8 protein-coding genes are annotated in these 11,537 nt (G+C 51.9%); 1 reads left to right on the top strand and 7 read right to left on the bottom strand.

Translation table 11 applies throughout. The features are described from left to right. Nucleotides 1-41: 41 nt before the first annotated feature. The 7 genes from IB279_RS20235 to IB279_RS20265 all read right to left on the bottom strand — a co-directional run bounded on the left by IB279_RS20235 (nucleotide 42) and on the right by IB279_RS20265 (nucleotide 9,448). Nucleotides 42-659 carry an SIS domain-containing protein gene (locus tag IB279_RS20235; protein ID WP_192339662.1) on the bottom strand — a complete coding sequence of 206 codons (618 nt, stop codon included), beginning with the start codon at nucleotides 657-659 and terminating at the stop codon, nucleotides 42-44. 30 nt (nucleotides 660-689) lie between these two features. Further along, on the bottom strand, nucleotides 690-3,812 hold the full coding sequence (locus IB279_RS20240; protein WP_192339664.1) for a glycosyltransferase: 3,123 nt from the start codon (nucleotides 3,810-3,812) through the stop codon (nucleotides 690-692). 401 nt (nucleotides 3,813-4,213) lie between these two features. Then, nucleotides 4,214-5,542 (bottom strand): hypothetical protein, encoded by a 1,329-nt coding sequence (locus IB279_RS20245; protein WP_192339666.1) that lies wholly within the window; start codon nucleotides 5,540-5,542, stop codon nucleotides 4,214-4,216. Next, nucleotides 5,542-6,630, bottom strand: a complete 1,089-nt coding sequence (locus IB279_RS20250; protein WP_192339668.1) for a hypothetical protein — start codon at nucleotides 6,628-6,630, stop codon at nucleotides 5,542-5,544. Before IB279_RS20250 ends, IB279_RS20245 begins: the two co-directional genes overlap by 1 nt. 80 nt (nucleotides 6,631-6,710) lie before the next feature. Then, nucleotides 6,711-7,982, bottom strand: coding sequence for a hypothetical protein (locus IB279_RS20255; RefSeq protein WP_192339670.1), 1,272 nt, complete (start codon nucleotides 7,980-7,982; stop codon nucleotides 6,711-6,713). Between the two features lie 12 nt (nucleotides 7,983-7,994). Then, entirely contained in the window at nucleotides 7,995-8,648 is a 654-nt protein-coding gene (locus tag IB279_RS20260) for an ABC transporter ATP-binding protein (RefSeq protein WP_192339672.1), read from the bottom strand. Continuing rightward, entirely contained in the window at nucleotides 8,645-9,448 is an 804-nt protein-coding gene (locus IB279_RS20265; protein ID WP_192339674.1) for an ABC transporter permease, read from the bottom strand. Before IB279_RS20265 ends, IB279_RS20260 begins: the two co-directional genes overlap by 4 nt. Before the next feature lie 712 nt (nucleotides 9,449-10,160). On the opposite strand from IB279_RS20265, the gene IB279_RS20270 reads away from it, so the two are divergent. Beyond that, nucleotides 10,161-11,501 (top strand): trans-aconitate 2-methyltransferase, encoded by a 1,341-nt coding sequence (locus IB279_RS20270; protein WP_192339676.1) that lies wholly within the window; start codon nucleotides 10,161-10,163, stop codon nucleotides 11,499-11,501. The last annotated feature ends 36 nt before the right edge of the window (nucleotides 11,502-11,537 follow it).

Here is an 11,537-nt window from a genome sequence, read left to right on the forward strand (position 1 = left end):
CCATCAAATTGCCAAATGGTTTTCGCGAAATCGTTCACGACTCAGCCGTCTCTGCCGCTCGCAATATACTGAGCTAAAATATGCATCAATGCCTGATGGCAATCCTCCACGACGCCGTAGTTCTGTACGTCGGCATGCAGCGGGATATCGGATATCTGTCTGAGTTTACCACCTTCGAAACCCGTGAGTCCGATAACAATCAAGCCAAGGGCCTTTGCTTGCTCGGCGGCGTTTACAATATTCTGGCTGTTTCCGGAGGACGAAATTGCGATGAGGACATCGCCTTCCTTGCCAAAGAATCCGACTTGTGTCGAGAATACCTTCTCAAAACCAAAGTCGTTCGCGATAGCGGAGTACAAAGCAACGTTTGAACTCAGGGAATGCGTGGCAATCGTCTTGTGCTTGAGTGTCGCGGTTCCTTTTGTTAGGTCACAGCACAAATGGTCCGCAATCGCAGCCGACCCGCCGTTACCAGCTACGTAGATGTGCCCACTCATCTCGGTTGCCTTGAGAATTGCTTCACAAGCGGCAGCCATCTGCAGAGGATCAACTCCGTTCAATGTGTCCCTGAGCGCGGCGGCGTAATCGCTCAGATAGTTCCCAATCGAACTTGTGTTGAACTTCTTGTTCTTGTGTCTGGGATCGATGACATTGCTCATTTGCCGATTACCTGTCGAATTGGTTTCAATTCAAGCGAGATTTGCTGCTTGTTTTATTTGTATTGCGTAATTCTGGACCATATCGTTGAAGCCTGGCTGGGCATCAAGGACATGTTTTGAGTTCTGCGCCATTTCGCTTCTACGTATCGGGTCGCTTGCTAGGTTTTGAATTTTTGCGGCGAGGTCCTTGATGTCGGCGGGGTCGTAGAAGAGGGCGTTAACGTCGCGCGCGACGAGTTCTGGTATCCCGAAGACTGGCGTTGTTATGATCGGCAGTTGGCATGCCATTGCCTCAACGAGGACACGAGGGGCGCTTTCGATGCGCGACGTGCAGACGAAGATGTCGCTAGCGCTGTAATAGAGGAAGGGATCCTCGATTTCGTCAGTGATGACGACACGGTCTTGCAGCGCCTGTGATAATGCGCTGACTGCGGTCTTGAGCTTCACGTGGTAGGCGTGTTCCGCAAGGCGGCCCGCGATGAAGATGCGCAGCTTAGTCTGGATGTTTTCATCGATCAGAGCGAATGCCTTGACGAGATCTTCCTGCCCTTTGCGCTCGCACACGGTGCCCACGACGCTGACGACGATGTCGTCCTTTTCGACGCCGAGCCTGCTGCGTGCCTCGACGCGGCCGTATCGCGTGATTTCCGCTGCGAGCCTTTCGGGCGGGATGCCGTGGCGGATGATCTTGAAGTTGCCTCTCGTATCAAGCTCACGCCATGCGCGACGAGTCGCCTCGGCGACATAGAGTACCCTGTATGCATCTGCGAAAGAACGATAAGCGAAAGGTCTTATACTCGCGGGCAGGTAGTTAAAGTAAGTGGGCCAAGGCTCGCTTTCGTGCTGGCACCAGAGGCTTCCAATACCTGCGGCACGGGCGCCCTGTACGGCCCAGAAGGTCCGCAGGGTATTGGCGACGACGACATCGGCCTCAAGCCCCTCGAACAGCATGGCCATGCCCCCGATCCATGCTGTGAAGGTTTCTCCGTCGGTGACGCCTGCCATGGCGTGACGCGTGACGATGACACGGATGCCGGCATTTTCGTAGACGGCGCGCAACGGCCCTTCTTCGGGAGAGACGATGGTGATGTCCATGCCCCCCGTCGCCTTGAGCCCCTGCATCAGGTCGCAGAAGGTAATCGGCGCGCCTTCGTAGTTCAGATTGTGGCTGACTGCAACAACACGTACGGACCTAAGGCGTGTCGTGGCCGGGCGCGCTGCGGACGGCTCGAAGTCCTCATTCTCCAGCGACAGGTTCGGATTATACCAGCGGTCGTTCCAGTCGCCCCATAGACGGCGCAGGTTGACGCGCTCCTTCGGGTTGTCGTTGAAGCCGCGAGTCTTGCCTTCGTAATGATAGAGCTCGGCGGTGGAGCAGTAGATGCAGCTCCTGCCGGCTGACACAACACGGTAACAATAATCGACGTCGTTGTAGGCGACGGCAAAGTTAACCTCGTCGAAACCGCCGAGGGACTGGAACAGCGCGCGCGAGGTGAGAAGGCAGGCCGCCGTCACCCCGGAATATTCGCGGCTTGTGCGGATGAAGCCCATCGTTCCCCAGTCATAGGGCGGCTTGTTGCGGAAGGCGTGGCCGACGAGCCCTTCGTGATATCCGTGGACGATGCCCGCATGCTGGATGGTGCCATCCTCGAAGTAGAGGCGTGCGCCAACGGCGCCAACAGCGTCGATCCGGGCATACCCCATCATCTGACTCAGCCATTGCGGTGATATGACGGAGGTATCGTTGTTCAGGAAAAGAACGTAGTCCGCCTGGGTGTGACGGACGGCCTGATTGTTGACATAAGCATAGCTGAAGCCACTATCGGGATTGGCGATCTTGACGACGCGGATGCGCGGCATGCCTTCGAGGCCCGCCAGATAATCGAGTGTTTCCGGTTCGTCGCTCTCGTTATCGACGACGAGTATATCGTAGTTGCGATAGGTCGTTTTTTCCAGGGATTCAAGGCATGCCTTCAGGAAATGGACCTTGTTGCGCAGGGGAATGATGAGCGTGACCGAAGGGCCGTCATCGACGAATCGCAGTTCGAACATGCCAACCTTAGCCGCAGCAGCCCAATCCGGATGAACGACCTCGGCTGGCAGACCACGCCGCTCGACGGCTTCCCTGACGGCGCGCCGCCCCAGTTCAAGGCTTGCGGGCTTTGTATCGGCGGAACTAGCGGTCGAGCCTGGGGCTGCGCGCCAATGGTAGAGCACCTTGGGAATGTGTCCGACGTGGCGGGCGCACTCGCTGGCACGCAGTGCGAAATCATAGTCCTGCGCCCCGTCAAAATCCTTGCGGAAACCGCCAAGTCTCTCGAACAATTCCTTGCGGACCGAGAATATGTGGGACATGTACATGTAAGACAGAAGCAGCACCGGCGCCCAATCCGGCTTGAACTGCGGAGAATAACGGCGCCCTTCCATGTCGATCTTGTCATCATCGCTGTAGACCATATCCGCATCCGGATGGTCTGCATAATAGATCGCCAGTTCGGCAGCGCAGTCCGGCGTAATCAGATCATCATGATCGAGGAAGGCTACCACCGGCCCCGACGCAAGCGTAACGCCGGCATTGGTCGCTTCGCTGATGCCGCCATTGGCCTGCAAACGGATGACCCGGATACGTTCATCGAGCGCCCCAAGCTCATCGAGCAAGCTGCCGACATGACCAGAAGAGCTAGCATCATCAACAAGGCACAGCTCCCAATCGTCATAGACCTGAGCCAAAACCGACGATACGAGCAAACGCAGAAGCGCAGCATCCGTATTATAAACCGGCGTCACAAAGCTGATGCGCGGAAGTCGACCGAAACGCGCAGACAGTAGTTCTTCAAGATCTAAACGAGATCCAGACGTCATACCGTTCAAATCACACCAAACGGAATAGGGATCCTGCTTAGTTTCGGGCCCATATCGAGGGGGTTGCGGCAGTCGTCCCTCGTCCCTACCCCACGTAACGTAATGCACAAACGGATTGACGCCAGAACTTCTGACATCTTCGTTCTGCTCAAGATACCACGCGCTATCGAACGTCGGACTGGGGTTGCGACCTTCTTTCCATCCCCACTCCATATAATGTTCAAACGGGTTCACACCTAATGCGCTGACGTCTTGATAGGTATTGTTATAGTAATCCTTATCGAAAGCCACGCTTAGTGCCTGCTCAACCGCTACGGATATACCGGAAACAGGACCTTTAATACCACTTTTTGCAGCCACTCGAGATTCGACTAATTTCGAGAATATTTTCTTGCTAAATCGCATGATTTTCAATTCAGCCTGTTAAAAAAGGAGATTTTTGTCTGGGGAGATTCGGCCAAGAGCTATAAATACCGTGGGAGTTCGATGCAAGCGCATTCTCCAAACTCGACAGGAAAGAACAAGTCGGTTTTGACCCGTGGTCAGTAGGCGAGCGACGGCTGGATGCCGTCGTGGTAACACGCATTGGCACAGCGGTAGCCTCTGAATAAGATACCTTTTGAGACGCTGGCACGGCGATCGTCGGTTATCGTTGCAGCGCTCGGCAACACTTCCGGGAAAGCGCGCCATAATTATTGACTGCTGTCCATGACCCCAGCCGCGATAAGCGACAATATAGACCACCCTACGAAACAGGCCAGCAACACCAGAAATGCGTTAACAAAAGGCTGAGGATACGTCGCCTTATCAGGCGGTATTGGTGGCACTATGGTCACAACGTATCGCTGCTGCCGCTCAAGTCGCTGGCGGGCCTCCTGATAGCTTGCCTGAGACAGCGAGTACACCTGCTCGGCAAACATGGTCCGTAACTGTAGTAGTTCGTACTGCTTAAGCTGCTGCGCGATTGTATGGTCAGACTTGCCACTCGCAAGAGAGGCCTTTACTTCAGCGATCTGCCGCTCGATCACGTCAATTTGCGTTTGTATATAGCGATCCCCGGGCCGCTCAGAGGCCCCCCCCAACTTTGCGGAAGACAGCGAGCTTTCGAGCTTAATCTTCTGGATAGTTAAAGCACCGACAACAGACGTGAGCTGCTTCGCCGTTTCGACCGGGTTTAATGTATTGTTTTCCTTTTGAAACTCCAGCAGAGCCGTACGGGCGTCCGCGAGGCGTGAGGCACTCGCATCGACTTCATTTTCCGAACGCTTTAGAGCATCTCGTCTACTTCTTTCCGACAGATCGTTGATCAAGCGCTCGCTTAATCCCACGATGTCATTTGAAAGCTTTACCGATTCTTCGGACGAAAATGCCCTGACTTTCAGAGTGAGAATATTGGATTGGGTATCAACGGAAGCCGTAACCATCCCCTTCCAATACACCCATAAACTATCGATATCATCGACATCGCCCAGTCTAGTGAACCAGTCCACAGTTGGTTTATCGAACGCAGCCCGCATTTGCGGCCCCCCGCCCAAATCAGCGACTATCGTCCGACTTTTGAGATAGTCCAGAATAATTAATACGTCCTGTCCAGTGCTTCCTCCTGAACTAATCCCGAGCGAACTAAGAAGAGAGGATGCCGTCGTGGACTTCGCACCGAGCGACGACGTATCGCCTCGCGTGTCAACTGGAGCCTGGACGGTAAGCTTAGTCTCAGTCAAATATATATCGGCTGCGAATATGGAATAATAAAGAAACACCAATAACGCCGGAAGAAACACAAAGAACGAGAACGACCAAAAAAGCAATGCTTTCGCACTAAATCCATCGTCTTCTAGAACGGTTACAGCAATCCTATCTTTAACAAACTGCCTGATTGGCTCGACCCAGGAGCGCTTCCTCGCCCGATCGTTTTGTTCCAAGCCACTACGATCGCCGAACACAACCATGTTACCTGCCAAACTCCCGTTGTTGGCAGAATTGATCGCACCTTCGGGGGCCTTGTTCCCATCCCCGTTCATCAAAGCTCACCGGAAGGTTGAGAAAGCGTCAGCAAATTGTCTAATGGCTCAGAAACAACTTTCTCCACCGCTTTTTTCACGAAAGAGTACAAAGCGATATCCTCATCTAACAGGTCGCATACCGTGCCGATTTCCATCAGCTCCCTCGCAAGCTCCGGCATTCCAGACAGATTTACCAATTCGGCATCCCTTACACCGTCCACCCCTATCAGCCCGGCAAGTGATTCCGTAAAACCGTCGAAATACTCCCGTATGCCAACAAGACTGAACTGAGATAAGTGATCCAGGGCAACACTCACGTTTCGACGCTGTAATTGATCGTCTGGGGCTGCGCCATAAGCATACGTCATCGGCGACCGCAAAAGTCGCTGTTGCTCCCTGGACATGTTGCGAAGTGGTCGGATGATTGTCTTACGGTCTTGGAAATCCATTCCACGCAGCAGAGACAGTACTGGTTGGTGGCGCTCCAAGATCGAACTCGTGAGCGAGGTTGATGGGACCTGGTCCAAATGCTTGAGAAACAGGAAACGCTCAGCAAGCTCCTCAAATGGATCACGTAAGAGGGCGGCGGTGACAAATTGCGACGCCTGTGCAGGCCCAGCCGCACGCATCCAGTTTAGCGCCCCAGAAACAAACGCCGATTTTACGATATCCTGCGTCAGAATTGAGTAGGCCGTTTCCAACGAATAACGCTCAACCATGGGATATTGCAGCCCAAAATTAGCGGCCAAGGTTCTCACAAAATTTATCTGCGGAAAGACACTGCTATCGATCAGGAGGAGGCGCTTCTGAACCATGGTTTCGGGTTCGAGACGGCAGTATATTATGACCCCAGTTGTCGTTTCGAAAATTTTCAACGACCGGACTTCCGCAATGTCAGGGATCATATTCTCGTCTATTGCAAAACCTACCTGACCTGTAGCGTGAAACCCGAGATCAACCACATCAGGCCGATACCAGTTGGGTTCAAAGTTAATGTCCGGACGTCCTGAAATTTTAATACAAAACAACGGGATGTCCGCCGGATTGTCCAGGGCAACCCAACCTCCAATCGCATTCTGCGAATCGACATCGATATGAAACTGCATGGTTTTCCAACAAGCACGGTTGAATATGATGACCCGACGCAATGTCTTTCTGGAGGCCATCAGCTACAAGTTTTCAGCGCCTAAGCCATATGGTTCCGTGCCAAATTGGCCAAACCGTAGATGGCGCACCAAGCTAAGAAGGCACCGACCAGCATCATCGACGTTACCAATCCGCGAGAAGGATAGTTTGATTCTTCTGACAACGCTGGCGCTACAAACGGCACAAGATAGGTCGCTTGCCGTTCACTCACCATGCGCGCTTTCTCATAGGCGGCTGAGGCAGATGCGTATTCAGATTGAGCGATTTTTAGATCCAACTCCTTCTTACTAAGCTCAACGGCATTATCGGCCAAGCTTTGCTCCGCTACAGAATGTAACGCGACAGCTCCTCCACCAGCGACTAGCGTCTCGTAATTCCTTAACTGCTCAGAAATCGCGGCAATTCGCGCTCTCACTGCGGCAATCTGTGGGGCGTCCTGCTTCACGGTCTTGAGCAGAGCCGATTCCTCTTGCTGGGCCGCCGATAGATCTAGTCGAATGGATGTCAAAAGTTTCGCATACACTTCATTGCTGGACTCGATATCAAGTACGCCCGTCTTGGTGCGCGCATCGCGCAATTCAGATGTTGCTTTTTCAAGCCGCCCCTCAGCCGCCTTCATAGTCGCTAGCGTCTGACCGACCGCATCCGCTTGGCTACGGTGACCTAACCCGTTTACCGTCTCCTCGGCGATTTTCACTATTAGATTCGCGATTCGTTGGCTGTCATCAGGGGAAAACGTCCATATTCGAATTGTTATGAGTCCCGATACTTTCTCAACACTTACGCTGATTTGCCTTTTCCAGTGTTTCACCAGTTCATCAACTTTGATATCGGGATCTATCTCCGCAAATACGTCGCCCATTCCCGGGCTAAAAACCTTGCGAAGGTCAATGTGCTGCTGGAGCGCATCGACCATTGCACGACTTTTTACGTATTGCGAAACAATCTCGGCGTCGGCCGCAGATCCGCCACCAAACAAGCTTGAGAATGCAGATAGCTTTTCTAGGTTCGTTGTGTCAGCGGCTTTCACAACCAAGCGTGCCTCCGCTTCGTACTGATCGAGTGCGAAGAAAGCGAGGTATGTCGCTGAGACGACGTTTGGAAGTACAAACACCATAACGAAAAGTGCTATTATAACTTTTTTAAAGGCGCGGTCACTTTTTCGCGCTCGGAAGCCGCCGCCGCCTGCGGTTATGGGCCTGACGACGCGAGCGGCTCTCGAAGCGCTTCTCAACTCTTTAGAAATCGATTGTGCGACCGCAATCGATTTTTCATAGGCTGGCATTGCTTCGGCTTTGATAGACTCGGGCATAGGATATAGCTGCTACAGATTCAGTTTCTTATACAACGCGATAGCGCTGTCCAAATCGGAGAACTCATGCATCACTCCGTGCGCGAGCACGATGGCACGCGTGCAATAATCACGAATCGTCTCCATAGAATGCGAAACCATTATGACATCCGACTTCGCTCGTCTTTTCGCAAGCTCAATCCTGCATCGTTCCTGAAACCGGGCGTCACCAACTGCGGTTACTTCATCAATCAGATAACACTCAAAGTCGATCGCCATTGATAGACCAAAAGCTAAGCGCTGAGTCATGCCAGATGAATATGTCCTGAAAGGCTCGTCAATGTAAATTCCTAGCTCCGCAAAGTCCTCGACAAACTCCGTCGCGCGGCGCGGGTTCTGCCCGTACATTCTTGCTATAAACTGCACATTTTCCCGCCCAGAAAGATGGGGATGCATTCCTCCCGCAAAGCCTAGAGGCCAAGAAACGCGCGCTGCGCGCCTTACTGTACCCGAATTCGGCAGCTCGGTACCCGCCAGAATTCGCATAGTCGTCGACTTTCCGGCGCCGTTAATTCCAAGTATTCCATAAGAAATTCCAGCTCGAAAGTTGAATGTGACATGGTCAAGAATGATCCTTGAACCTCCTCGGACCGGATAAAACTTGAAAACATTGTCTAGTTTGATCATGACGAAAGAAGTTTCCCGCGAGCGAAACGTTCACCAACCAGGCCCAACAATAGCAAACATGTGGCAAACCAGAAAACATAGGCCTTTGAAAGTTCGTCGTCTCCATACCCCTCATAGAACGCAGAACGTAGCCATTCGACACAATGAAACATTGGATTATACCATATTACGTCGCGAACCCCCTGCGGCATTGCAGACGGGAGAAAGAACGCGCCCGACAAGACATATGATATAACAATTGCACCAATGAATACTGCTATCCAGGCTCGCGTTAACGTAACCATTACTGCATTTAAGATGCCCATTGAAATGGCGAGATAAATGGTCATCAATATTGCGCAAGCCCACGTCGCTAGGTTGTTTGGGATTATATCGACATCAGCGAAATACACTCCAATGTAGAATATCAATATAACTGAAAATGCAGTGACGAACTCGATTATAGCTTTTGCTATTAGAAGATCTAATATCTTTACAACTGGAAAATTCAATAGAGACTTATTTGGCTCAATGGCGACCATCATCATTCTCGCCGGATACAAGCACAGAATGTATGGGAGCACGCCAGTTGATACGAATACCGACTGGCTCGTCCCAATCGGTATCACCTTGCTCGTTAAACTGGCGCTAACAACGATCACAACCATGTGAGTGAGTGGCCAAGCCACAGCGACAAGATAACTCAGGTGAGACCTGCCAAAACGTGTTCGCATATCTCGAAGAATGAGCGCTAGAACAACGTCAATCCTCTGATTTACGTATCGCATCAGTACCGGAGTTGGTCGCATTTCTGCCTTCATAGCAGGTTCGTCCAATTTGGGATCTCGGTGGATAACCGTTCCGCAAAGAGATTCAAATTTATGGTGCGATCCTGCTTTTCATAGGGTCTCAAGTTAAAAATCCGCATCGGTTTCGCAAAATCGGGTTGCTCGCTTTGTCGATGTTCTTTGTGGCAACCATACGGCTACTCCCCGTCTGGTAGAGCGACGGGATATAGAGCGCCGCAATCGTCCTCGCGGCCGCAGGTTAGGTTGCTTGATTTCACGGTAAGTCCGACAGCTGTCAAGTTCCGATGGCAATTTCTTCTGCCTCACACTTGACGGACCGCCAATCGGCGCAAGCTTTTAGCCACTCCCATCTCAGAAGCGGAGGGGGGGTACGCTTCGCACGGAAACGCACCATGCCTCCTACTGGCTTGGTTTATTCGAGATAGTGACCTTCTAGCCTCTCCCCCACTGTTGGCCTATCGTAAGGTACCAATCGTGCAAACTAAGGCGTGCGGCGTTCTGATGCGCATCTGGCCACGCCCTAAAAAGCTGCGCTTTTGCAGCCATTGCTCTCCTTATTCTTCGCCGCGCTGTCCGACAAATTTTCACAAAACCTTTGGACCAAGGCACCCAACGAGGCGCTAAGCTCTGCCGCCTCAGTTGCCGACGATCATAACGTTCTGTTTGTTTACTTTGTATAGTTATGGCATAAAGGCGAATACAATGGGAGAATATGGGAATTTCAATGAACTATCAGAGCCTTAATGGTCCATCGGCCTCCGATTCTATAGGTAAATTGGCTGCTATCCGCCTTCCCGAGTTGAGAGGAAAATCTTTCCTAGATCTCGGATGTAACGAAGGTTTTTTTTGTGGAGCTGCAAGATTTTCTGGTGCGTCTCGAGTGGTCGGCGTCGACTATGAACCGGACGCAATTGAAAAGGCGACCTCTCACTTTCCCGATGTCGAGTTTATCAGGTCTGGATGGGATGAGTATCTGGATACTTCCGAAGAGAAGTTTGATGTGATACTTTTCGCGTCAGCGATTCACTACGCTGAAGATCAGGAAAAGATTCTAGAAAAGGCGATCGGTCTTCTCACAGAAGATGGCGTACTTATACTTGAATGTGGCATCGGTGCGACCGACGACCCGACCGTTTCATTTATCACTCACGAACGTTGGGACGGTCCAAAGAAGTACTTCACAAAGGGCCATTTGCGCTCCACCGTACGGAAGCTCAATTTTGAGCTATTTTACGATGGAGACTCCGTTAAACAGATGGGAGACGCAATCGACCGTAGAGTGTTTCACATCCGTCGGCGAAGACAATCAATCATCTTCAATTTTGATCCTCCTGGAAACGGGAAGAGCGGAATGGGATCACTCTTGGTCGCGGCAGGAGTTTACAAGCGACTAGACGATTTGGCTTCTGATACAATCAAGGCTCAGCCAAACAGTGCTTTTGTTGTTGGCGCCGAGCAAGATATTGCGAAATTTTGGGCGCGCCTTGTCGACCTGTCGATGCATGATTGGGCTGCAAATAGAATTTTTGAGTTTGTAACATCGTCAACGGCCGAGCTCACATACGTAGAAGGTTGGGTTCCGGATCAAGTCATTGAACAACTCGACCATTTGTTCGCGGGCACCAATTTTATCACATTCAGAATGAGCCGAAGGGATGGTTATATTCCGCCAACGGGTCGCAATCCGGTTGCGGCCACCCACTCAAACGACGAAACGTGGTTCACGACGCCGATTGCGGACGCATGTGTCGATTACGTACACGGCGTGAGGGCGGATAATACCTTCATTATGACAGCGGTGGGATGGCATGACATCGCAGTTCCGCACGACCAATACTGTTTGATCGTTGGCGGGAATAGATTCTCCGGCGAGCTGCTGCATCGGCCGAACCGCGGCGATTTGGGACCGAATAGGATACCGTTTGTTGTATCGTTTAAGATGCCTATAGAATTGCAGCAGTCGCGAGCGGTCGAGGCTGGCGCTAGAATGTACGCAGTAGGTGCTCATCGCGAGCTATTCGAACTTCCTGCAAAACAAGCGCTTCGCGACGTTCGGATTGCCTGAACTCTGGAACACAATTGAGTTGAGTGCCCCTGCTTG

The sequence above is a fragment of the Ensifer sp. ENS06 genome, from assembly GCF_014852205.1.
GTDB classification, from domain to species: domain Bacteria; phylum Pseudomonadota; class Alphaproteobacteria; order Rhizobiales; family Rhizobiaceae; genus Ensifer; species Ensifer adhaerens.

What these genes read in the sequence shown, in the direction of transcription:
- IB279_RS20260 (WP_192339672.1), bottom strand. Translation starts at nt 8,648, where the DNA reads ATGATCAAACTAGACAATGTTTTCAAGTTTTATCCGGTCCGAGGAGGT.
- IB279_RS20270 (WP_192339676.1), top strand. Translation starts at nt 10,161, where the DNA reads ATGAACTATCAGAGCCTTAATGGTCCATCGGCCTCCGATTCTATAGGT.
- IB279_RS20265 (WP_192339674.1), bottom strand. Translation starts at nt 9,448, where the DNA reads ATGAAGGCAGAAATGCGACCAACTCCGGTACTGATGCGATACGTAAAT.
- IB279_RS20245 (WP_192339666.1), bottom strand. Translation starts at nt 5,542, where the DNA reads ATGAACGGGGATGGGAACAAGGCCCCCGAAGGTGCGATCAATTCTGCC.
- IB279_RS20250 (WP_192339668.1), bottom strand. Translation starts at nt 6,630, where the DNA reads ATGCAGTTTCATATCGATGTCGATTCGCAGAATGCGATTGGAGGTTGG.
- IB279_RS20255 (WP_192339670.1), bottom strand. Translation starts at nt 7,982, where the DNA reads ATGCCCGAGTCTATCAAAGCCGAAGCAATGCCAGCCTATGAAAAATCG.
- IB279_RS20235 (WP_192339662.1), bottom strand. Translation starts at nt 659, where the DNA reads ATGAGCAATGTCATCGATCCCAGACACAAGAACAAGAAGTTCAACACA.